The sequence below is a fragment of the Bradyrhizobium sp. UFLA05-153 genome, from assembly GCF_054185185.1.
Window position 1 is genome coordinate 1 of record NZ_JBBIAM010000149.1, and the last position, 21,483, is coordinate 21,483.

The window sequence follows — 21,483 nt, forward strand, 5'->3', positions numbered from 1 at the left end:
AAGCGCATTCTCAAGCTCGACCGTCTACGTTTACGAGGTCCAAACGGTGCTCGTGATGAGTTCACCCTCGCAGCCACTGCCCAGAACCTTCGCAAGATGGCCAAGCTGATCCCGACGCAATCCCTCAAACCCGCATAACGGCCGTTGGGCCCCATCGGCGCTGGCGTCAATACATCAGGACTACTGCCGCCTTTTTCAACGGAATCGGCCGGAAGCAGAAGTGCGGGCGTTTGACCATGTACTTGGCGACGCTCGACTGCGCGACCTCAAACCCGAGCTTGAGCAGTTCGCCGTGTATGCGTGGCGCGTCCCAAAGCGGATTTTCGACGCTCCGGATCAAGACGCGCAGCTCCGTCTCGGCTGGCGGTCGCTCTCCCCGTGGGCGCCACTTCCAACGCCAGTAGCAGCGAAATCCGGCTCTGTGCCAACGCACAAGCGTCTCAGGCCGGATGATCGTGAGAACCTTCAGGATTGCTGGAAACCAGCGATACAGCCCGATAAAGAACCAGCGATCAAGGTTCGTCCGAAGGCGACTACGCCGCCTGCGTCTCAAGACAATCAACTGATGTCGCAGCACCGCGTTCTCAGCTTCAAGCCGCAACTTCGACCTGAATGGCGAGGCCAGGGCGGCCAGAGCGAAGCAGAACAGCCCGATCATCGCGCCAGCTTAGGCGATTCCAACGCGGTATCACACTCGGATGCGGTTTTCGGTACACACAACGGTCTGGACTCAAGACGTTTATGTGAGCCCGGAGTTGCTGGACAGGCGAGCTGAAAGCGTTCAGTCTTATCAACACCCTACCCGACCAGGCCTTGCCATGACATTGAAGCCAAAGCCGGTCACATCTACGGCGCCACTGATCGTGGGTATCGATGTCGGGACGCAGTCGATCCGCGCGATCGCCTTCGATCTGCGCGGCAGCGAGGTTGTCGCGACCCACCGCCCGACCCCGGCGCACATGATAGACGGCCGCAGCGGCGAATATGATCCGGACGCGCTCTTTGCCAGTGTGTGCGATTGCTTGTCGGAGGTCGGACGGCAGCTGCGGGACCGGCCTGTGGCTGGACTTGCCGTGGCGAGCGTCGGGGAAAGTTGCGTGCTGGTCGATGAACGCGGTCGCGCGCTCGCGCCTGCGCCTGTCTGGTTCGATGGCCGCAGCGAGATCGCCGCGAAGGCTCTTGCCGAGCAAATAGGCAAGGAACGCATCTTTGAGATCACCGGCCTACCGATCGATCCGACGCTGACGCTCTGCAAGCTCCTGTGGATGAAAGACCGCTGGCCCGAGGCGCTGAAGCGTGCAAGGCAGGTGCTCTGCATTGCCGACTGGATCGCCTTCCGCCTTTCGGGCGAGGCGGCGACCGACTTCACGCTTGCCTCGCGCACACTCTGTCTTGATCTGAAAGGAGGGCGCTGGGCCGAGGGGCTGGTCGCGGATGCGGGCATCGAGCCGACCTTGCTGCCACCTCTCAAGGCAAGTGGTTCTCCGCTTGGGCCCGTTCGTCGTGAAATCCTCGACCGGACCGGGCTTGCCGGAAAGCCGATCGTCGCGGTCGGCGGTCATGACCATCTCGTCGGCTCCTATGCGGCAGGTCTCACGCGCCCAGGCATGGTCCTCGACAGCCTCGGCACGGCTGAGGCCCTGCTCATGCTGACTGAACGCCCGTTGAAGGATCAGGAGATTGTGCGACGAGGCTATGTTCAGGGCGCGGTGGACGCACATCGGCCACTCTCCTATCTCGGCGGAACGATGAACAGTTCCGGTGGCGCCGTGGAGTGGCTGCGAGCTCTTCTCGGCGCTGTGTCCCATGAGATACTCATCGATGAGGCTCGCGCAGAACGGCCGGGCAGCGCGGGTGTCGTTTTCCTGCCGCATCTTGCGTATGCGCCGCCGCCCGCACCCGACATCGCTGCGCGCGGCGCCTTTATCGGGCTTGCCGCGAGCAGCGGCCGCGGCGTGGTTTACCGCGCGGTACTCGAGGGGATCGCCCTGCAGGTAGGCTGCGTGGTGGACGGGCTTGCGGCACTTCCCGGGGTGGGACGTCCGCGCGAGTATCGCCTGATCGGCGGCAGTTCGCGCAATCCGCTGCTCGTTGCGATCAAAGCAGCCGTATTCGGCGCTCCGATTGTCGTCATCGACCAGCCAGAGGCGACGGCCATGGGCGCGGCCCTCCTCGGTGGCATCGCGGCCGGGCTTTGGCCGGACCTGGATGCGGCACTCGCCGGCATCGAACGGGGCGAACATGTCGTTGAGCCGGATCCGGAGTGGATAGCTATCTATGCCGAGATTCGTCGGCGCGTATTCGATCCGCTGCAGAACGCGCTGAAGCCCTTCAACGAGGCGATCGCGGAATTGATGGCAAGGGCGCGCGAAACGGCCTGAGGTCCCTTCTCAGCCGATCTCCTCCCGCCAGCCCCAGCGATCGGCAAGCGCCAGGCACTCCCGCCAGTGCAGGACGCCGTCAGTCGTGCCAACCCTGCGCAGTGACGCAGCAGCCACAGCATGGGCGAGCGCCAGCGCTTCGGCAAGCGTCCAGCCCTCCAGAACGGCATAAAGAATGCCTGCGGCAAAGGCATCGCCAGCCCCGTTTGCGCCTTCAATCTCCTCGGCCGGTACACGTAACGAGGGCTTCGCGAGTACGTCGCCAGAGCGGGTGAGCGCAATTGCGCCAGCGGGGAAGTGGACGACGACGAGATCCATGGCTCCCGCCTCCAACACTTTGCGCGCCGCGTGGCGGCATGCAGCGATGTTTGTGCTGCCCTCGCTTTCCGTTGTCATACCGGCGAGCGCACCGATCTCCACATCGTTGATGATGAGAAAGTCGAGGAGCGGCAAGCAGGGCCGGACGAGGCGGGCAATCGTGTCCGGCGCAACAGAGGCGAGCTCCATGTTGGTACGGAGACCCGCGGCCCGCGCCTTCTTCAGGACAGCCACCCAGCCGTTCGGTTCGGCGGCGAAAGGCGCATCCATGCCGGGGTAGAGCCCCGGAAGACCGAGATGGAGGTGGGAAGCCCGGGTCCCCGAGAAGTCGAAGAGACCGGGCGTCAGCAGATCATTGGTACCGGGAAAGAAGAGGTGCGTGCGTCGCCCCGTCGCGCGCGATGCGAAGGCGTCAGTGTAGTTCGTGCGCCCGACAGGGACAACGCGCAGGCTGCTACGCTCGATGCCGTGGGTATCGGCCTCGGCAAGAAGCAGCTGGCCATCCTCGTCGTCGCCTATGATGCCGATTGTTTCAACGAGGAAATCGGGATCCAACTTCTTAAGGTTGACGGCCATATTGCAGGCTGAGCCGCCGCCGTGCCGCTCCTCGGCAATGATCGTGGCAAGGCCGTCCTCCGATGGCCAATGGTCGACGAGCTTGTTATGGTCGCAGCACCAGCTGCCGGCTGTCACCACGCCTTTTTGCGCCGCCACTCAGCATGCTCCGGCTTTGAGGATGGGATCGGTGACTTCGTTGTCCTGATCGAGTGGTCGCCTTGCGCGAATGCCGGCTTTTGCGAGGACATCGTGATAGAGCCGCACCGCCTCGCTCGGCGAGGCCTCGCGCTCGATGACCCGGCGCATCAGGCGCACGATCTCCGTCGGCGATTCGGCATACCAGATCTTGCGTCCGAAGAGCGCGACCCGCGCGCCGTGGCGCTCTGCCTGTGCGACCAGCTCCATCGTGTCGCGCGTGGTCCCTGCCGCACCGCCGAGAATGCCGACGACGAGGTTCTGCGGGTCGAAGGAGGCGAGTTCTTCCATAGCGCTCGGTCCGTTATAGCTCATTTTCAGGAAGAGAGGCCGTTCGGCCAAAGCAACGCCGGCAAGAGCGCGAGCGATCGCATCGTTCACGTAGAAGCCGAGATCGACGCCGCCCGTGTCGATTGCGAAGGTGGGATTGAAGACTTCAAGGAAATGCCGCATTCCGACCGCTTCTGCCTCCTCCCGAAAGACGGCATAAGCTTCGAGGGTGGCAACGTCTCGGTCGATGTCGTTATAGAAGGTGACGGAATAAAGCCCGAGATCTGCGACAGTGCGCGCGTGCTTGAGCCGGGCCGTACGAAAGGGCCGGGCTTGCAGCGTTCTGTATGCGCCGCCGCGCAGGCTCCAGATGTCGGTGGTGTCATTCAGCCGCACGGCTGGCGTAACAGGGGTATCGGCATAGGTGCCATTCGCGCGCAGCGCCTCCGCCGATGAAACGGAAGTCAGCATGATGTCGACGAGACCCGATCTGACCATGTCGCGCATGCCGGCACGGTAGTCGGCAAGGGTGCACATGCGGTCCGTCGGCTGATTGTCTTGATCATAGACCGGCCCCGGCGCACCCGCGCCGAAGCCCATATCACCGTCCTTAGCATCCGCGATGATGAAATCGGACGGCACATATTGCCCCGCACGGATCTGGGCGAGCTTGCGGTCCAGTGTCTTCTCAGTCACGGGCATGGATCGCTTTCTCCTTCTTTGTCGGTTTGATTGTGTTGAGCGTTGTGAGTGGAAGCGGCGGATCCGTAGACTTCTATCGCTCAGCCGGGAAGACCACACAGGAGCCGGTCGGCAGGCCTGTCGAACAGGTACATGTGCTCCGGGCGCATGACCAGGTACACCTTGTCGCCTTCGCGCCAGGAGATCTTTCCGGTCACGAGCACGTTGAGAACCTGCTGCGAGGGCAGCCGCGTTCTCACCAGAATGGTGTGGCCGAGCGGCTCGACGGTATCGACGGTTGCGTCCAGATTATAGACTCCGTCGCTGGCCGGGCGGTCGGAAAGCGAGACGTGTTCTGGTCGTATGCCCAGCAGGAGGTCGCGGGCGCTTGATCGCTGCGTTGCAGCGAATAGCCGACCGGCAAGCTCAACCGTCGCACTCAGCGTTGTGAGCGTTATCCCGTTGCCGTTTGCGACCGCCTCGAGGAAATTCATGGGCGGACTGCCGATGAAGCCAGCCACGTAAGAATTTGCCGGCTGCTCGTAGAGCTCCATCGGCGTTCCGACCTGCTGCAGCTTGCCGCCGCGCATCACAACGATCCGATCACCCATGCTCAATGCTTCGACCTGATCATGGGTGACATAGAAGGTCGTGATGCCGAGACGCTCCTGCAACTTGATGATTTCGGCGCGCATCTCCATGCGCAGGGCCGCATCCAGATTCGAGAGCGGTTCATCCATCAGGAATACCCTCGGCTCGCGCATGATGGCGCGACCGAGTGCCACGCGCTGGCGCTGCCCGCCGGAAAGTTCCCTGGGACGACGTTCGAGAAGCTCCTGGATGCCGAGCAGGCGCGAGACATCCTTCACTCGGGTCTCGATCTCCGTTTTCGGCACCTTGCGAAGCTGCAGTCCGAAAGCGAGGTTGGAGAAGACGTTGAGATGCGGGAAAAGCGCGTAATTCTGGAAGACCATGGCGACGTCCCGATCGCGCGGAAGCTGATCGGTAACGTCCCTATCATCGAACAGGATATGCCCCTCGCTGACGGCTTCGAGGCCGGCGATCATGCGCATGGTGGACGTCTTTCCGCATCCGGAAGGCCCGACAAGGACGATAAACTCACCATCCGAGGTGCCGAGCGAGAAATCCTCCACCGCGGAGATGTCGCCGAAGCGCTTCGATACGCGTCTGAGCTCCACCCTTGCCATTGTTCCCCGTGTGCCTTTCTGCAGGGCGGTCGGAGGCCGCGGGAGCACATTAGAACCGGCTGTTGAGACGATTTGATACACATAGCCGCCGCGACTGTCCATGACGCTCTCCCGCGCAAGGAAAGCCTCGTTACTGCGCCACTTTCCCGTGTTGACCCCTCCGGGATGCCGGGACTAAATTGAATGCCGAAGGTTGCGCTCCGGTCGTCTCGCTTACGACCGCCTGACCCTTTGCGTTGATCGCGGATCGGAGGTCTTGGCCAAGTCTTCATTTTTTTTTGCCAGCAGCATAAGACCCGCGTCCGCGCCTCGGATCGCATGTTTGACGCCCGCAATGGCAAGAGGAGGAGAAAATGCCGAGTGGAGGAGACGTCGAGAAGCTTGAACATCTAGTTCATGGGTATTTGAAAGGAAAAATCGGCCGACGCGAGTTCGTCCTGGGTGGATTGCAGCTTGGCCTTTCGCTTGCGGTGCTGACAAGGCTGACAGCCCCGGCGCGGGCGGCGAACCTGGTGGAGTCGGCGCCCGAGGTGCCATATGAGTCGCCGATCACGAAGGAGCGTATCGATTTCCTCAAAACCAAGCCCTTCAAAGGGACGACCATCAATGTGATGGTGCTCAAAGCGACGGTAGGCGACGGCCTGAAATATCACGTGCCGCACTGGGAGGAGGAAACCGGCGGCAAGGTAAATGTCGCTGAAGTGCCGATCGAGACGCTTCACCAGCAGATTTTCTCGGATCTTGCGAGCGGCCTTGGCCGCTATGACACCTATATGACCGGCGCGTGGTTCTATGGCGACTTCTTCGTACCTGAGACACCGTATATCATCGAGATCGACAGCTTCCTGGCCGATCCGCGTTATCCATATTGGGATCCCGACCAGTGGCTGCCGTCCATGCGCAAGCTCTATGAATGGAACGGCAAGCTCTACGGCGTGCTCTTCGATGGGGACGCGCAGGCGCTGTACTTCCGCAAGGATATTTTCGCCGACGGCCAGAACAACGAAAAGTTCAAGGCCAAGTACGGTTATGAGCTACCGAGTCCGCCCAAGACGATGAAGGAGTTGCACGACGCCGCCGAATTCTTCACCGGCTGGGACTGGAACAAGGATGGCGGCAATGACTGGGGCCTGGCGCTACACGCCAAGGTAAACGAGCAGGGATTTTTTCATTTCCTGTCCCTGTCGGCACCATATGTCATCTCGCCTGACAACAAGTATTATTTCTTCAATCCGCAGAACATGAAGCCCCTCATCAATTCGGAAGGGCACCTCAGGGCGCTAGAGGATTACATCAAGCTTGCCGGCGCCGGTCCGCGTGAAGAGATAAGCTGGACACTTGGGCAGGGTTGGAATCTTTTCCTCGCCGGTCATTCGGCGATGGAGCCGACCTGGGGTGACCTGCCGACGCTTGCCCAGGATCCCAAGACATCGAAGGTGAAAGGCAAGGTAGGTGCGGCCGGTATCCCCGGCACGACCGAGGCCTTCAACCCGATCACCGGTCAATGGAAAAAATACGAGTTCAACCAGGTCGGCAACTCCAATGGCGGCTCCTGGCATTGCGTCATCTCCCGCAATTCCAAGAAGCGCGAGGCGACCTACGATTTCCTGGCCTTTATGGCCAACAAGAAGAATGCCTTCTTCAATTCCGCAAACGGCTGGACCGGCGTGCAGCCGGGCATGAAGTTCGAGTATCTGCCACCTGTTGGTACCGCGAGTCTGGACGAGTTCAAGGCGCAGAACTGGGATCCCGATGACGTCGTCGAATATCTGAAGGGCTACTATTCGGTCCTGAGCGCGCCGGTGCAGGAGGAATATCTGCGCATTCCGGGAACAGCCGAATATTGGCACGAGCTCGATGTCAACATCTCGGCGGTCCTGGGTGGCCAGATGCAGCCGAAGGCGGCACTCGATGCTACTGCTGCTGCCTGGGAGAAGATTACGGAGCGCTACGGACGCGAAAAGCAGAAGGCGCTCTACCAGGCCTCGTTCGCGTGATAGATACCGTCGGAAGCCGCTGCCGGCTACCGTGAGGAGTCAGATTTCGCGGCGCCGCTCGCGCCGACCCGGAAACGCGGCGCGCCGCTGATCCTTTGCGCACCGGAGAGCGCGGGCTACGTTCGGCGACTGGGGCATTCGATGAAAGCGATGCACGGAAGGCCGGCCGAGTACGGCGCGGTCTTCAAATATGTTCTTCTCCTCCCTGCAGTGCTGTGGGTCGTCGCGTTCACGTTCGCGCCGCTCATATTCGTCATCCGCTACAGCTTCGCGAATTATGTGCTCGGGATGGGGATCACCGGCTATATCGGCTTGCAGAACTATGCCGACGTGCTCGCCTCTGACCGCTTCTGGCATAGCATCATGGTCACCGCCATTTACGTAGCGGTCTCGGTGCCGGTCGAAGTTGTCCTAGGCTTTATTGCAGCATGGCTGGTCAATCTCGGTGCGCCCTGGGCGCGCGGCTTTCGTACCATCATTGGCATGCCTCTCTTCACGATGGAGGTGGCCATCGGCTATCTCGGCGTGACGCTTTTCAGTTCCCAGGGGGGACTGGTCACGGCCGTGCTGGAACTCGCGGGCATCGAAGTACCCTGGCTTTCGACGCCATCCGGCGGAATTGCCGCGGCTATACTGCTCGATATCTGGCGCTGGACATCCTTCGTGTTCATCATCGTGCTGGCGGGGCTGAGCAGCATTTCGAGCGATCTCTATGATGCCGCGATCCTCGATGCCCGGAATCATTGGCAGGTCATGTGGCGACTCGGGATCCCGCTTGCATGGCCGGTGACGACGATCGCCATCCTGCTTCGGATCATCGAAGGCCTGAAGGTGTTCGCGATCCCCTATGCGCTGACCACGGGCGGTCCGGGCACGAGCACGGAGGTCTTCAGTGCGATGGACTATCTGACCACAGTCCAGTTTTTCAACTTCGGCCAAGGCTCGGCGATGGGCATCATCTTCCTCATCATGGTGGCGGCACTCATCACTGTGTTCTTCAAACAAATGCGCAAGCGGCTAGGCTGAAAGGCAATGAGTTTCCCACGGAGGGCAAGAGCATGACCAAAATTCTGTGGCTCAGGGCAAGCCTGATTTCCAAGGTGGTCGTCTATACGCTTCTGGCGCTTGCGGCCGTAATCACGCTGCTGCCCTTCCTGTGGGCTTCTATCAACTCAATCAAAACGAGCACCGCAACCTTCGAGCCCCATGCCTTCATTCCTTTCCTCAATTTTGAGCCGACACTCGATTCCTGGCGCAATGTCCTTTCCGACCCGCAGGCAATCAATGCCTTCATCAGCAGTGTCGTTGTTAGCGTCGGCACTACCGTCTTTGCCCTGATCCTCGGCGTACCGGCCGCCTATGCGCTTGCCCGCTTTCAGTTTCCGATTCGGTCGGGCGACATTGCACTATGGTTCCTCTCGCAGCGCGTGCTGCCGCCCGCTGTGGTGCTCGTACCGTTCTACCTGCTCATGGTCTCTCTCAGGCTGGTAGATACGTGGATCGGGCTGATCCTCTGCTATTCCGCCTTCAATCTCGCCTTCGCCGTCGTCATCATGCGTGACATATTCCGCGACGTCAGCACCGAGATCGAGGACGCGGCAAAGGTCGAAGGCGCCACGCCCTGGCAGATATTCTGGAAAATCTCGCTGCCACTTTCCGTGGACGGCCTTATCGTTACCGCCGTGCTGGTTTTTGCCTTCACATGGAACGAAGCGCTTTTTGCGTCGGCGCTCACGTCTCAAAGCGCGACGACCTTCTCGGCGCTGGTGCTTGCCTCGCGTTCGACCCGGGGCGTCGATTTCAACATAGCGGCAGTCAATACGCTGATCGGAATCGTTCCACCGGTGATCCTCTATTTCTTTGTGCAACGCTATCTCGCGCGCGGTCTTTCTTTCGGCGCTGTCAAAGGCTGAGCTGGATTGACAGTACTGGGCGCTGACTTGGATCAGATGGCCCATTAACGGTCGATCATTTTTCAAGAGTCCGCTTTGCGCCCAACAGCGGGCTTCCCACGTGGCCGAGGATACATTTGAGGCTGTCGGCGCCGGTCGGCGGAGCCCCCCGTCAAGACATGCGACGTGGATCACCCTGTCCCGCGGGAAGATTGAACTGAAACACCGCGCCCCGTGGCTCGTTCGCGCCGGCCCAAAGCCCTCCTCCATGCGCTTCGATGATCGAATGGCAGATAGACAGGCCCATGCCGATCCCCTCCGGCTTGGTGGTGTAGAAGGGCTCGAACAAGCGGTCGACCATTGCCGCGTCGAGTCCAGGACCGTTGTCTCGCACGGTGACAACAACGACATTTGAGGCATCTGCGGCCGTGCTGATCCGCAGCTCCCGTCCCCCCTCCTCGTGGCCGTTCATTGCCTCGATCGCGTTGAGGATCAGATTGAGAACAACCTGTTGCAGCTGGACGCGATAGCCCTCCACGAGCGGCAAGCCCGGCGCGAGGTCGGTCTGGAGCAAGACACCGTGTTTAATCAGTTCGCTCCGGACTATCGTGATCACGTCCAGGATGACACCGTTGACATCGAGGCTCCCTTTCGGCGCCGGCGTCTTCTTGATGAGGGAACGGATCCAGCCGATGATCTCGCCGCCCCGCTTGGCATCCGCGACAATGGATGCCAGCGCCCGCCGCGCTTTTTCGAGATTCGGAGCTTGCGATCCTAGCCAGTTCAGTGCGGCCTCGGCGTTACAGAGCATCGCGGTAATGGGTTGGCTCAATTCGTGTGTCACCGAAGCCGTGACCTGTCCCATGGCCGCCGCGCGATTGGCGTGTGTCAGTTCCGCCTGCATCTCCCGGAAGGTCTCGGCGGCTCTTTTACGCTCGGTGATGTCACGGCTCAGACAAATGATCTGTCGCTGGCCGCCTTCACAGAATTCTCGCATGCGGACTTCAACGGGAAACACGGTGCCGTCCGTTCGGCGATAGCGGCTCTCAAGCGTAGCGATGCCGCCGGCCTTGAGGCGCTCGCGGTTGACCCGCCAGCTCGCTTCATCCATATCCAGATTGAAGAAGAACGGAACAGCCCCAATCAGTTCGTCCCGGCTGTAGCCCAGGCTTTCGCAAGCATTTCGGTTCACGTCGAGAACACGACCGTCTTCATCATGGAGCATGAACGTGTCTGTCGCGTGGTCCACGAAGGTCCGGTAACGGGCCTCGCTCTCGCGCAGCGCCTGTTCGGCGCGCTTGCGCTCCGTGATGTAGCGCCCGACACCGCGGTAGCCCATGAAGCGCCCCGTCTCGTCAAACACGGGCAGCCCGGAGACGGACGTGTAGCGCTTGCCGCCATCGGGAGTCGGCCGCGCGTGCTCGAAATCACGGAACGGAAGGTGGGCATCCAGCGTCTCCCGGTGCTTGCGCCAGCCCTCTGCATCAGGCTCCAGATAAGACACTTCCCACCGCGTCCTGCCAATCTCGGCGACCGGCGGCTGGGAAAGCGTCTCAGCGAACTCCTGGCGAATGAAGCGATGATGCGCGTCGGTTTCCCAGTACACATCGAACGAGAATTGCACCAAGGTGCGAAAGCGCTCCTCGCTCTCACGTAGCGCCTCCTCGGGGTGCTTGCGCTCATTTAAATCCACCCCGGCCGACGGCACTTGAACCGGATGTTGCATAATCGACTCTTGCTGAAGAGCGATGGATCAAATCGACTTGTTTCTCGCGCCGGGTAGCGCGGTTGTCCCCCGGCCCGGAGCGGCAAGCGCCAGCGATCGTTGACGGTGCACGGGGGTCGAACCCGGCCTCACGGTGGCCAATGATTGATCAGGAATTATGTCTTGTGACGACTATACTTATGTATACGAGGACTTCTCGACCGCCATATACCGCCATATTGAGGTGACGAGTCGGCCCGGCAGGCGGCAAACAACGCGAGCTGAACCCTGTTTCCATCGTCTGCGCGTGAGGCGGACCCGTTCTTCTTGTGCAGCAGGCGCTCGACCAATGTCCGCCGCGCGCCAAAAGCTGCTGCTCTCCAAAGTGCATTCCCGCAAGGCTTTGGTCATCTGGCCCACAAGCGCGTGCTCCAGAACTGAACGTTGATTGGCTTTCAATCTTTTGAACGCGTAAAGGGTACAAAGCGCACAAGGCCGACGGCGCGCTTGGCCGTCTCGCCGGGGCCAGTCTTTTCGACCACAGTGAGGGTCTGGGTCGTGTAAGCTGAGCCCACCGGCATCACCAGTCGGCCCCCCACTTTGAGCAGCTCAATCAGTGACGGCGGCACCTCGCCGAGCGCTGCGGTCACGACGATCGCGTCAAAAGGACCGCATTCCGGCCAGGTGCTGCGAGACGCTCGATCCTTCAAATCTGAGGGTGTTCCTAACCGCCACAGTGAGTCTTCTGGGATCGACGCTGGACGGTCGCCGCGATTTCACGAATCATCCGATGAGCCATCGCCCTTTGTGGATATCGAACTTCACCAAGCCTCAGTCTCGAATTTTCAACAAGAGGGCTTGGCAAACTTCTTCATTCACGACATTGGCGCGTTTCATGATCTCGCACGTTTTGAGCGGCTTCTCGCGAGGCGCCCTCAGGATATTTTCTCGATCATTCAGAACGACCAGACTCCTACCGTCAGCAAGCGCGCTAAATTACTGAGAATACGAAAGCTGATCTTCCGTAACGACTCGCTCGATATTCTCTGACTTGCACTTGATGCGGTATCTAAGACGTCCGTCTGCCTCGATGGGCATAAGTTGAACGATGGTGTAAATCATTGGTGGATCAGTTGCGGCACGTCCTTGTGGACCTTGGGGCTGGTGGCGAACGTCTTCATTCAGCTTATAGGCATATGACATGTGTCTACCTCTAAAAGTCGCAGCTGCTCTAGCGTGGACCATACCGTGATGCAATGCATCCGATTGCCCTCTGGCCCAGCGTCGTGAAAGCAAAAGCGGACGCTGCGGCTGCGCGACTGGTGGTCTAACGAGCTTAGCAGTGCGTCAGTGAGGTTGACCTAATACGTCGAGAAATATGCTTTAGGTGTCCGTGGTCGCATTTGACGGAGGCGGGACGAGTTAAGCAAGCACGCCTTGAGCCAATCGCCCGCTACCACTTCCCGAGCACGCGTTGTTGCGATTTGGTCTCGGCAGGTGGATGCTGTCGGCGCGGGCACAATGGAGGGCAGCATGAGCAAGGCAACTCTCGACAATCGCCACCGCAACACGGACGAACAAATCAGCGCCAAACACGGAAACACCCTCATTCGCACGTTGCGCAATGTGTACGGCCAGAGTTTCGCGGCTGGCTTTCCTGACACCGAGAAGCTCAGCGAGGTTCTACTTAAGCTGAACGAGACATCGTTGAGCCAGCTCCGCCGTGATCATGAGACCGGCCACTTGGAGCACAAAATCACCAAAGCCTCGAAGTAAGGCCGCCGGCCCCGCGGCGGTGCGTCTAGGAGCTGGGGCGACCAACCTGTTGCAACAGCTATCGTGTACAGTCCGCACGGCAGCGCCGCTGGTGCGGACGAGACCAGGCGGCCTTCCGGACAAGGCATCAGACGACGCTAGCTATTTCTTTTTGCCGGAAGCCAAGGTCGGCTGCCATGCCGAGGCCTTTTGGCTTAGCGCGGCGGCAATTACCTTGATCTTCTTTTTTAGGCTTCTTGGCCTCCCGATTCCCTCTCTGCTGGCGGTTAGCCATGTCGAACTCCTTGGGTTTGAAGGTGACACAGGAATTAGATCCAAACCGGGCTAACGCCGTATCACAAGTTTCATTCGGCCCGGAGAGGCGATGTGCGTTTGGTGAGTAGCCTTGCCCTTGCCACGGACGACACGATCGAGCCCTTCCGTAGTGAGCTCAGCCTCGGCCTTGTCAGTTCTCGAGCGGGCCAAGCGCCAGGGCAAGAAGTTTGGGCGTCCGGAGCGTCTTGATGACGGCCATAAGCGCAAGATCGCCGAGTTCTATGCTGCCGGGAAGACGATCCCCGAGCTTGCCGAGGAATATGGCTGTGGCGTCGGCACCATCTGGAGGGCGCTTCAACCCGAAACCAGCCAAGCGGCGTAAGCAGAGGGGTAAATAGCGGCTCAACTGATCACGTCGAAGCGATTCTAACCGATGTGGCAACGGGGGACACTATGGGAAAAGCGGCAAGAAACGAGCGGCAGAAACTCAATGCGACGTTTCTGAACAACTTGGCGGCGGCTTTTGCAGTGGCGGGATTCGTCGCGCCCTACTTTTATGTGATGAACACAAAGGAACTGCGCGAGATGCCGATTTTAGAACTGCTAGCTAATCAAGGTTTCTGGCCGTCCCTAAAGCTATTGATCATCACACTAGTCTTCACCTTTGGCCTGCGCGTTTGGGCCCTCAGCTATCTGGCCGCTTGCAGTCAGCTGCAGAGCCAGGATTGGCTTTCAGCAGCAGCCTCTAAAGCGACCTTTCCCGACGGCATAGCGCGCCTGCTGGCGTTCGCGGAAGAACTCCACATACGTCATGATTGGCTGGTCCGGATGCTTCGCCTGCCGATGCGCGACGTATGTCTCGTAATCGGGAACGCCGATCATCAGACGCGCAGTGCGCGTGCTCCAATAACGGGCGGCCCGGACCGCGCTGGCGGATTGGTCGAACAAGTCGTGCAGGTCAGGCATGGCCACCTCCCGCGGTTACTCCAGCGAGCCCAATCTCCGATGCGGTCGGCTGCGGATTGCCCAGCGCTCGCCGGATATTGATCAGGCCATAGATTACTGTCGCAACGACCACCAGCACGAACACAGCTGCAAGCGTTGCATCGATGTAGTCGTTGAAGACGATCCGGCTCATCTCGCCAAGCGTCTTTGCAGGTGCCAACAACTGACCCGCTGCGATCGCATCGCCGTATTTGAGTGCGTGGCCGATGAACCCCACATTTGGATCGGGGCTGAGCACCTTCTCGAGCCCCGCGGTAGTCGTGCAGACCACGAGCCACGTGGCGGGCACAATCGTGACCCACGCAAACCGCTCGCGTTTCATCTTGAATAGGACGACGGTGCACACCGTCAACGCGATTGCCGCCAGCATCTGGTTGGCGGTCCCGAACAGAGGCCATAGCGTCCAGATACCCCCCAATGGATCGATCACTCCAACGTAGAGAAAGTAGCCCCAGAGTGCGCAGGAAAGCGCCGAACCGATAATATTGTTGGTCCAGGACGAAGTCTCCTTGAAGGCTGGAACAACGTTGCCGATGAGATCCTGAATCATGAACCGGAGCACGCGCGTTCCGGCATCGACTGTCGTGAGGATGAACAGGGCCTCGAAGAGAATTGCGAAGTGGTACCAGATGCCCATCAGGGTACGGCCGCCAAGGAACGACGACAGGATTTGGGCCATGCCGACGGCGAGCGTTGGTGCGCCGCCGGTGCGCGACATGATCGAGGTCTCTCCGACGTCCTTTGCCACCTGGGTGATATCATCCGGGGTTACCGTGAACCCCCATGCCGAGATTACCTGTGCCGCTTGCTCGGCCGTAGTGCCGATCAGTCCCGCTGAACTGTTCATCGCAAAATAGACGCCTGGATGGATGATACTGGCGCCGATCATAGCCATTATGGCGACGAAGGATTCCATCAGCATTGCGCCGTAGCCGATGAATGCGATCTGTGTTTCGTTCTCGATCATCTTCGGCGTCGTCCCCGACGAAATGAGTGAATGCCATCCTGAAACTGCGCCGCAGGCGATGGTAATGAACAGGAACGGGAACAGGCTGCCAGCCCAAACTGGTCCGCTGCCGTCGATGAACTTGGTGACGGCCGGCATCTGGAGATCGGGACGAACGATGATGATGCCAATGGCGAGCAGCGCGATGGTGCCGATCTTAAGGAATGTCGAAAGGTAATCGCGCGGAGCCAGAAGCAGCCAGACCGGCAGCACGGATGCGACGAAGCCGTATCCGATGATGATCAGCGCGAGGGTCTCCCCGCTCAGATCGAAATACGCGGCGAGCGAAGGCGTCTCGGACACGGTCTTGCCATAGATCAGCGCCGCGAGAAGCAATACGCAGCCGAGTAGCGACATTTCGCCGACCCTGCCCGGGCGGATAAACCGACTGTAGACCCCCATCAGAAGCGCGATCGGAATCGAGCAGAACACCGCGAAAGTTCCCCACGGACTGCCGATCAGAGCCTTATCGACAACGAGAGCGAGGACCGCAAGTACGATGACGCAGATCAGGAGAATGCCGACACCGGCGATGGTGCCAGCCACCGGTCCCATCTCGGCGCGCACGATGTCGCCGAGCGAACGACCATCGCGCCGCGTCGATAGAAACAGCACGGTCATGTCCTGGACCGCACCGCCAAACACCGCGCCGGCGAGGATCCAGAGCGTGCCCGGCAGATAGCCCATTTGCGCGGCAAGCACTGGACCAACCAGTGGACCCGCGCCGGCGATCGCCGCGAAATGATGGCCGTAGAGCACGTACTGATTGGTCGGGACGTAATCGAGACCGTCATTGTGGCGAGCGGCAGGCGTCTGCCGCATACCGTCGACCCCGAGCGCGCGGTTGGCGACGAACAACCCATAAAACCGATAGGCGATAAGATAGATGCAAGTCGCGGCGACGACCAACCACGCGGCGTTGACCGCTTCACCACGATTGAGCGCCACGATCGCAAATGCCACGGCACCCAGAAGAGCAACCGCGATCCATAAAAGCTTCATCTGCGGCGCACTTGTGTTGTTGAATGTACTCATGGATGTCCTCCGCACTACAGGAGCCCAAACAAGAGTTTGGTGCTTTTCACTTCTTCTTTGCGCTGCAGGCTCCCTTTGCTGAAAGGTGCCTGCGCCCCGATAGCTCGGCGAGCACTCAGCTCTCTCTATCCACGACTGCTTCGCGCTCCGCGCTTCGTGGGATTACGGCTACTGCGGCTGATATCCTTCAATGCGCGTTAGCAGTTGTTCTTCCAGCCGAGCCCGGCGCTGCTCGAACTGCTCAACCTCCGCCTCGTGACCAACGTCCGCCTTGCAGCTCTCAAGGAGGTCGATGACGTGGCGGTACTGGTGACAAAGCGCATCGAAGCTTTCGTCCATCGCCACTAACCGGCGGACGGTTTCTTCATTCTCGGAGAACCTTGCCAGCAACGGCCGGATGCACTCCACGACTTCATTTGTTGCCATGGGCTCCTCCCGTGTTCCGTCCGACGCGTTTCGCGGGACAGGCCGCGAAGACCGCGGACTAGGGTTTCATCTTTCGAATCTCATCAACGATCTCGGGATTGGCCAACGTCGAGATGTCGCCGGCATCCTCGTTGTTCGAAATCGCTCCGAGAACGCGGCGCATGATCTTCCCGGAACGGGTCTTTGGCATATCAGGGACAATCACGACACGGCGCGGACGAGCTATCGCCCCTATCTCACGGATCACGGAGTCTTCCACTCGCTTGCGGATGTCCTCGCCGGGGGCGAGTCCAGGCTTTAGCGATACGTAGAGATCAGGGACCTTGCCTTTGATTTCGTCCCTGGCAGGAACCACTGCCGCCTCGGCGATCTCCTCAACAAGCAGGCTGGCGGACTCGATCTCCTTGGTCCCAAGCCGATGCCCGGCCACGTTGATGACGTCGTCGATTCGACCCAGGATGCGATAATACCCATCGGCCGCCTGCAGCGCGCCGTCGCCGGCCATGTACGGCCAATCGCGCCAGTTGCGGCTCGTTCGGTCCTTGCAGTAGCGCGCGTAGTACTGTTGGACGAAGCGATCGGGGTCTTTCCAAATCGTCTGAAATGAGCCCGGCCAGGGGTTCTGGATGCAGATGTTTCCGGCACGGCCAGAGCGCGGTGGAATCTCGGTGCCTGCCTCGTCATAGATGATCGGATGAATGCCGGGCACGCCCGGCCCTGCGCTTCCCGGCTTCATCGGGTAGAGAGCCGGTACCGTGCTGCACAGAAAACCGCCGTTCTCCGTTTGCCACCAGGTGTCGACGATGACCGCCTCGCCCTTGCCAACGACCTCGTGGTACCACTTCCACACGGCCGGTTCGATGGGCTCGCCCACAGTGGTCATATGCTTAAAGTGGTGATTGTACTTTAGCGGCTCGTCCGGCCCGGCGCGCCGAAGCGCGCGTATCGCTGTCGGTGAGGTGTGAAAGATGTTGACGTCGAGTTCTTCGGCGATGCGCCACGGACGCCCCGCGTCGGGATAGGTCGGAAGCCCCTCGTACACCACCGATGAGGCGGCGAGCGCCAGTGGCCCATAGACGATGTAGGAGTGGCCCGTGATCCAGCCGATATCGGCCATGCACCAGTAGACATCCTCCGGATGGATGTCCTGAATGTATTTCGACGTTCCCGCGACGTAGGACAGATATCCACCGGTGCTGTGCTGACATCCCTTCGGCCTCCCGGTTGTGCCGCTGGTGTACATCAGGAACAGCGGATCTTCCGCACGCATTTCCACAGCGTCGACCCGGCGCTGTCGATAGGCCGACAACATCTCGTTCATGACGAAATCGCGGCCCCCGACCAGCGGCGTTTTGCTTGAATATCGCCCTGGGTATCTCTGCCACACGAGCACCTTCTCGACCTTGACGCCTTCCTTCTCTGCCTCGCTGACTGCGACGTCGGCTTTCTCCTTGTGATCGAGAAGTTGGCCGCCACGGTAATAGGCGTCCATTGTGATCAGCACACGACTTTCGGAATCGACGATGCGATCTGCCGTGGCCTTCCCGCTGAAGCCGCTAAAGACTTGCGAGTGAATGACCCCGAGCCTGGCGCAGGCGAGCATCGTGATCGGAAGCTCTGGCACCATGGGCATGTGCAACGTCACCCGGTCGCCACTCTCTAGACCGCAGCCTTCGCGCAACAATGCAGCGACCTCGTTTATGCGAACATAGAGCTCCTGGTAGGTGATGTGCTGGATCGCTTCGTGCTCTAGCTCAGGGACGAAGTGGATCGCCGTCTTGTTCTTGTACTTGGTGAGATGGCGATCGACGCAGTTGTAACTGGCGTTGATCCTGCCGCCGACAAACCATCGCCAGAACGGCGGATTGCTCGTATCAAGTGCGACGTCCCAGGGCCGGTACCAGTCAAGAAGATCGGCGTACTCTTTGAAGCACTCCGGGACGTTGTCGAGACTGAAGCGATCAAAGACCGTTTTGTCTGTCAGGTTGGCCTGCGCGACAAATCTCTCTGGCGGGTTGACGTAGTTCTCTTCCTGCCAGTGGACCGCGATCTCGGCTTCTGACACTTCTGCTGTTGTTCTATCTGACATACGCTGTCTCCCAAGCTATCGCGTAGCCTCGAAATCACACGGGCCAAGTGGCGCTCTCGCGCAGACGGACGCTAATGGCACTCATAGAGCGAGGCCGTCTCAACAATGTGTCCAGCAAGGATCTCGCGCGCGGCTTCATCGCGTGAGGCGGAGAACTATCGGCCTTGTAAGTTTTTGGGAACTGCCACGCGTCGTTGATAACGACAGTCACTACACCAACGGTGTCCGGACCGAATGTCCAACCACGCACGTGTTGCAGAAACTTGATCATCGGGCACTCCCCATACCGCGACGGGAGCGCAATTCAACGCCAGACGCCCAAGTAGGCGTTTCATGGAAAGTTTAAATCATTTCATTCGGTTTGACGAGGCTTTCCCTAAAGACGGCGCCTGTTGCAATGCAGCGTCCGCAAAGCCCGAATTGAGCGCGGCGCAGCTATGCAGCGCACCGCCAATGTGAGGCACCCTTACTGAGCCGCGACGCAAAATCCGAAGCCGACGGCGATCGCTCTCCACCGGAGGATTCGACTGGATCGGCGGAATGGATCAATTCAGCTTAGAATCATCGGCCGCTGCCGCGGATATAGTGCTCCAACTGCTCGATCACAAATTCCCGGTCGCTGATAATACTCTTGACCAGATCACCGATCGAAACGATCCCAAGAAGCTCGCCATGTTCAATCACCGGCAGATGGCGGACGCGCTTTGTAGTCATGAGCGCCATGCAGTCTTCGATTGATTGGTCGGGCGCAACGCACACGACGTTGCGTTCCATGATTTCGTCGACTCGCGTCTGTGGCGACGCGCGCCCCTTCAAGAAGACGTTGCGTGCGTAGTGCCGCTCGGTGACGATGCCGGCTATTTTGCTGCCGTCCAACACGACCAGCGAGCCAACGTCCTTGTCGGCCATCATCTTAATTGCGTCGTAGACTTTATCGCTGGGATGGAGAGACCAGACCCGATGACCCTTCTCTTCCAAGATATGGCGGACTGTCGTCATGACGGCACCAAAGAACTCGCATAGCATAAAATCCACTTGCCATTTTGACAGAGATCAAATTGGGCTCCTCATGGACGGCCCCTCAGGATGGAAAGCGAACCGCGCCGCCGCACACCAATGCGGCGTTGTGCGCGGTACTTCTGGTAGCCCGACTTCTGCAAAGGGTCATTCTCGACTGAGCCAGCCGGCCCTGCCTGCTGTTTGTTGTCCGCTTTTACCTGAAAGCACCTGATTGTTACGCGCTCGCGAAATGACGCGAAGGGCCAAGAACGGAAGTCGGTCTAGCTAGACAAGTTCGCGGCGCAAACCTTAGACTGCCTTATGATCGGCAAGCAGCCGACGACACACAGGGAGGCCAACATGTCCCAGACGCGAGGGATTCTACTGGCAATTCTGCTTGTCCTTTGTGTTGGCACGGAGCCAGTAGCGGCGGAGAAGAAATACGACCCCGGCGCCAGCGACAACGAAATCAAAATCGGCAACATCATGCCCTACAGCGGTCCGTTGTCGGCCTACGCGCTGATAGGCCGGACGGAGGCGGCTTTTTTCAAGAAAATCAACGACGAGGGCGGCATCAACGGAAGAAGGATCAACTTTATTTCTTACGACGATGCGTTCAGCCCGCCCAAGACTGTGGAGCAAGCACGCAAACTGGTAGAGAGCGATGAAGTGCTGCTCATCTTCCAGAGTCTCGGTACACCCACCAACAATGCCATTCGGCAATACATGAATCAAAAGAAGGTGCCACAGCTCTTCGTTGCTACGGGCGCCACCCAGTTTGGCGATTGGAAGAGCTTTCCATGGACTATGGGCTGGCAGCCGACCTATCAGACCGAGGGGCGGATCTATGCAAAATACATCCTGCAGAACATACCGCAGGGCAAGATCGGAATTCTCTACCAGAACGACGACTCGGGTCGCGACTACGTCAAAGGCCTCAAAGATGGCCTTGGTGCCGAGGCCGCAAAGCGCATGATCGTAGCAGAACTCCCCTACGATCCTTCGGAGCCAACTGTCGACTCGCAGGTTGTTACGCTCAAAACCTCGCGCGCCGACATCTTTTTTAATGAGACCTCCCCGAAGTTCGCCGCACAGGCGATCAGAAAGGCAGCTGAGATCGGGTGGAAGCCGGTTCAGCTCCTCGCGAGCATCTCGAACTCGGTGGGCTCCGTGCTGCGGCCCGCTGGACTTGAAAACGCCAAGGGCATTCTGTCGACCAATTATCTCAAGGACCCCACTGATCCAACCTGGAAGGACGATCCCGCGATCAAGGAGTGGGCTTCATTCATGGACAAGTATTTTCCCGAGGGAGACAAGACCAGCACTTTCAGTGTCTATGGCTACCTGACAGCGCAGACCATCGTTCAAGTGCTCAAGCAATGCGGCGACGAACTCACCCGCGAGAACGTGATGAGACAGGCCGCCAACCTCAAGGATTTTGAACTTGGTTTGTTGTTGCCGGGCATCAAGATCAATACAAGCCCGACCGACTATTTCCCAGTCGAGCAGATGCAGATGTCGCGGTTCAACGGTGAACACGGTGAACTGTTCGGACCTGTGATCTCCGGGGAAATCGGGACGCAATAACCGTCGCCATGGGTCGGACCCGCGAGGGTCGTGGTAGGGACGAGGATTGCTCCTCGCCCCCCACCCAGATCCCGGCGAGCGCTGCTAACGCACCGGGCTC

The 21,483-nt window shown here is 59.6% G+C and carries 20 protein-coding genes and 1 pseudogene; 9 read left to right on the top strand and 12 right to left on the bottom strand.

Translation table 11 applies throughout. The features are described from left to right. A pseudogene (locus tag Q2941_RS44805) lies at positions 1-138 on the top strand (IS5/IS1182 family transposase); the annotation flags it as partial. A 28-nt stretch (positions 139-166) separates the two neighbouring features. Here the strand turns inward: Q2941_RS44805 and Q2941_RS44810 are convergent. Further along, the gene (locus Q2941_RS44810; RefSeq protein ID WP_254107342.1) at positions 167-658 is read right to left on the bottom strand and encodes a hypothetical protein; all 492 of its coding nucleotides are present in this window, start codon (positions 656-658) and stop codon (positions 167-169) included. A 160-nt stretch (positions 659-818) separates the two neighbouring features. On the opposite strand from Q2941_RS44810, the gene Q2941_RS44815 reads away from it, so the two are divergent. Then, entirely contained in the window at positions 819-2,381 is a 1,563-nt protein-coding gene (locus tag Q2941_RS44815; protein WP_051390185.1) for an FGGY-family carbohydrate kinase, read from the top strand. A 9-nt stretch (positions 2,382-2,390) separates the two neighbouring features. On the opposite strand, the gene Q2941_RS44820 is transcribed toward Q2941_RS44815, so the two are convergent. The 3 genes from Q2941_RS44820 to Q2941_RS44830 all read right to left on the bottom strand — a co-directional run bounded on the left by Q2941_RS44820 (position 2,391) and on the right by Q2941_RS44830 (position 5,611). Then, entirely contained in the window at positions 2,391-3,413 is a 1,023-nt protein-coding gene (locus tag Q2941_RS44820) for a carbohydrate kinase family protein (protein ID WP_458196592.1), read from the bottom strand. Then, positions 3,414-4,322, bottom strand: a complete 909-nt coding sequence (locus Q2941_RS44825) for a hypothetical protein (protein WP_458196593.1) — start codon at positions 4,320-4,322, stop codon at positions 3,414-3,416. 182 nt (positions 4,323-4,504) lie between these two features. Continuing rightward, entirely contained in the window at positions 4,505-5,611 is a 1,107-nt protein-coding gene (locus Q2941_RS44830) for an ABC transporter ATP-binding protein (protein ID WP_027527514.1), read from the bottom strand. Between the two features lie 353 nt (positions 5,612-5,964). Here Q2941_RS44830 and Q2941_RS44835 point away from each other — a divergent pair, with 353 nt between their 5' ends. The 3 genes from Q2941_RS44835 to Q2941_RS44845 all read left to right on the top strand — a co-directional run bounded on the left by Q2941_RS44835 (position 5,965) and on the right by Q2941_RS44845 (position 9,521). Further along, entirely contained in the window at positions 5,965-7,608 is a 1,644-nt protein-coding gene (locus Q2941_RS44835; protein ID WP_084801851.1) for an ABC transporter substrate-binding protein, read from the top strand. A 288-nt stretch (positions 7,609-7,896) separates the two neighbouring features. Continuing rightward, positions 7,897-8,634: a carbohydrate ABC transporter permease gene (locus Q2941_RS44840; RefSeq protein WP_458196594.1), complete on the top strand. Its 738-nt coding sequence runs from the start codon at positions 7,897-7,899 to the stop codon at positions 8,632-8,634. Between the two features lie 32 nt (positions 8,635-8,666). Continuing rightward, positions 8,667-9,521, top strand: coding sequence for a carbohydrate ABC transporter permease (locus Q2941_RS44845; protein ID WP_035664785.1), 855 nt, complete (start codon positions 8,667-8,669; stop codon positions 9,519-9,521). Positions 9,522-9,672: 151 nt separating this feature from the next. Here Q2941_RS44845 and Q2941_RS44850 read toward each other — a convergent pair whose 3' ends face one another. Further along, the gene (locus Q2941_RS44850) at positions 9,673-11,226 is read right to left on the bottom strand and encodes a PAS domain-containing sensor histidine kinase (protein WP_458196595.1); all 1,554 of its coding nucleotides are present in this window, start codon (positions 11,224-11,226) and stop codon (positions 9,673-9,675) included. Between the two features lie 434 nt (positions 11,227-11,660). Further along, the gene (locus tag Q2941_RS44855; protein ID WP_458196596.1) at positions 11,661-11,915 is read right to left on the bottom strand and encodes a protein-L-isoaspartate O-methyltransferase family protein; all 255 of its coding nucleotides are present in this window, start codon (positions 11,913-11,915) and stop codon (positions 11,661-11,663) included. 97 nt (positions 11,916-12,012) lie between these two features. Here Q2941_RS44855 and Q2941_RS44860 point away from each other — a divergent pair, with 97 nt between their 5' ends. Together Q2941_RS44860 and Q2941_RS44865 are read left to right on the top strand one after the other, a co-directional pair. After that, the gene (locus Q2941_RS44860) at positions 12,013-12,255 is read left to right on the top strand and encodes a hypothetical protein (protein ID WP_027527511.1); all 243 of its coding nucleotides are present in this window, start codon (positions 12,013-12,015) and stop codon (positions 12,253-12,255) included. Positions 12,256-12,738: 483 nt separating this feature from the next. Next, positions 12,739-12,981, top strand: coding sequence for a hypothetical protein (locus Q2941_RS44865; protein ID WP_458196597.1), 243 nt, complete (start codon positions 12,739-12,741; stop codon positions 12,979-12,981). 127 nt (positions 12,982-13,108) lie between these two features. Here Q2941_RS44865 and Q2941_RS44870 read toward each other — a convergent pair whose 3' ends face one another. Continuing rightward, a complete protein-coding gene (locus tag Q2941_RS44870; protein WP_458196598.1) occupies positions 13,109-13,255 on the bottom strand; it encodes a hypothetical protein in 147 nt (48 codons plus the stop codon). 168 nt (positions 13,256-13,423) lie between these two features. Here Q2941_RS44870 and Q2941_RS44875 point away from each other — a divergent pair, with 168 nt between their 5' ends. Beyond that, positions 13,424-13,618, top strand: coding sequence for a hypothetical protein (locus Q2941_RS44875; RefSeq protein ID WP_458196599.1), 195 nt, complete (start codon positions 13,424-13,426; stop codon positions 13,616-13,618). Between the two features lie 350 nt (positions 13,619-13,968). Here Q2941_RS44875 and Q2941_RS44880 read toward each other — a convergent pair whose 3' ends face one another. The 5 genes from Q2941_RS44880 to Q2941_RS44900 form a co-directional block, all read right to left on the bottom strand. Continuing rightward, on the bottom strand, positions 13,969-14,202 hold the full coding sequence (locus Q2941_RS44880) for a YbdD/YjiX family protein (protein WP_051390181.1): 234 nt from the start codon (positions 14,200-14,202) through the stop codon (positions 13,969-13,971). Next, positions 14,195-16,282 carry a carbon starvation CstA family protein gene (locus Q2941_RS44885; protein ID WP_458196600.1) on the bottom strand — a complete coding sequence of 696 codons (2,088 nt, stop codon included), beginning with the start codon at positions 16,280-16,282 and terminating at the stop codon, positions 14,195-14,197. Before Q2941_RS44885 ends, Q2941_RS44880 begins: the two co-directional genes overlap by 8 nt. Positions 16,283-16,450: 168 nt before the next feature. Further along, entirely contained in the window at positions 16,451-16,708 is a 258-nt protein-coding gene (locus tag Q2941_RS44890; protein WP_156944821.1) for a hypothetical protein, read from the bottom strand. A 58-nt stretch (positions 16,709-16,766) separates the two neighbouring features. Beyond that, positions 16,767-18,773: an acetate--CoA ligase gene (gene acs / locus Q2941_RS44895; RefSeq protein WP_458196601.1), complete on the bottom strand. Its 2,007-nt coding sequence runs from the start codon at positions 18,771-18,773 to the stop codon at positions 16,767-16,769. Positions 18,774-19,358: 585 nt separating this feature from the next. Next, positions 19,359-19,796: a CBS domain-containing protein gene (locus Q2941_RS44900; RefSeq protein ID WP_254107360.1), complete on the bottom strand. Its 438-nt coding sequence runs from the start codon at positions 19,794-19,796 to the stop codon at positions 19,359-19,361. 360 nt (positions 19,797-20,156) lie between these two features. Between Q2941_RS44900 and Q2941_RS44905 the strand changes: the two genes are divergently transcribed. After that, positions 20,157-21,383 (top strand): ABC transporter substrate-binding protein, encoded by a 1,227-nt coding sequence (locus tag Q2941_RS44905; RefSeq protein ID WP_027527504.1) that lies wholly within the window; start codon positions 20,157-20,159, stop codon positions 21,381-21,383. The last annotated feature ends 100 nt before the right edge of the window (positions 21,384-21,483 follow it).

Excerpts from the sequence above, each read along its gene's own strand:
- Q2941_RS44810 (WP_254107342.1), bottom strand. The coding sequence starts at position 658 with ATGATCGGGCTGTTCTGCTTCGCTCTGGCCGCCCTGGCCTCGCCATTC.
- Q2941_RS44815 (WP_051390185.1), top strand. The coding sequence starts at position 819 with ATGACATTGAAGCCAAAGCCGGTCACATCTACGGCGCCACTGATCGTG.
- Q2941_RS44825 (WP_458196593.1), bottom strand. The coding sequence starts at position 4,322 with ATGGGCTTCGGCGCGGGTGCGCCGGGGCCGGTCTATGATCAAGACAAT.
- Q2941_RS44830 (WP_027527514.1), bottom strand. The coding sequence starts at position 5,611 with ATGGCAAGGGTGGAGCTCAGACGCGTATCGAAGCGCTTCGGCGACATC.
- Q2941_RS44835 (WP_084801851.1), top strand. The coding sequence starts at position 5,965 with ATGCCGAGTGGAGGAGACGTCGAGAAGCTTGAACATCTAGTTCATGGG.
- Q2941_RS44840 (WP_458196594.1), top strand. The coding sequence starts at position 7,897 with ATGGGGATCACCGGCTATATCGGCTTGCAGAACTATGCCGACGTGCTC.
- Q2941_RS44845 (WP_035664785.1), top strand. The coding sequence starts at position 8,667 with ATGACCAAAATTCTGTGGCTCAGGGCAAGCCTGATTTCCAAGGTGGTC.
- Q2941_RS44850 (WP_458196595.1), bottom strand. The coding sequence starts at position 11,226 with ATGCAACATCCGGTTCAAGTGCCGTCGGCCGGGGTGGATTTAAATGAG.
- Q2941_RS44865 (WP_458196597.1), top strand. The coding sequence starts at position 12,739 with ATGAGCAAGGCAACTCTCGACAATCGCCACCGCAACACGGACGAACAA.
- Q2941_RS44870 (WP_458196598.1), bottom strand. The coding sequence starts at position 13,255 with ATGGCTAACCGCCAGCAGAGAGGGAATCGGGAGGCCAAGAAGCCTAAA.
- Q2941_RS44880 (WP_051390181.1), bottom strand. The coding sequence starts at position 14,202 with ATGCCTGACCTGCACGACTTGTTCGACCAATCCGCCAGCGCGGTCCGG.
- Q2941_RS44885 (WP_458196600.1), bottom strand. The coding sequence starts at position 16,282 with ATGAGTACATTCAACAACACAAGTGCGCCGCAGATGAAGCTTTTATGG.
- Q2941_RS44890 (WP_156944821.1), bottom strand. The coding sequence starts at position 16,708 with ATGGCAACAAATGAAGTCGTGGAGTGCATCCGGCCGTTGCTGGCAAGG.
- Q2941_RS44900 (WP_254107360.1), bottom strand. The coding sequence starts at position 19,796 with ATGACGACAGTCCGCCATATCTTGGAAGAGAAGGGTCATCGGGTCTGG.
- Q2941_RS44905 (WP_027527504.1), top strand. The coding sequence starts at position 20,157 with ATGTCCCAGACGCGAGGGATTCTACTGGCAATTCTGCTTGTCCTTTGT.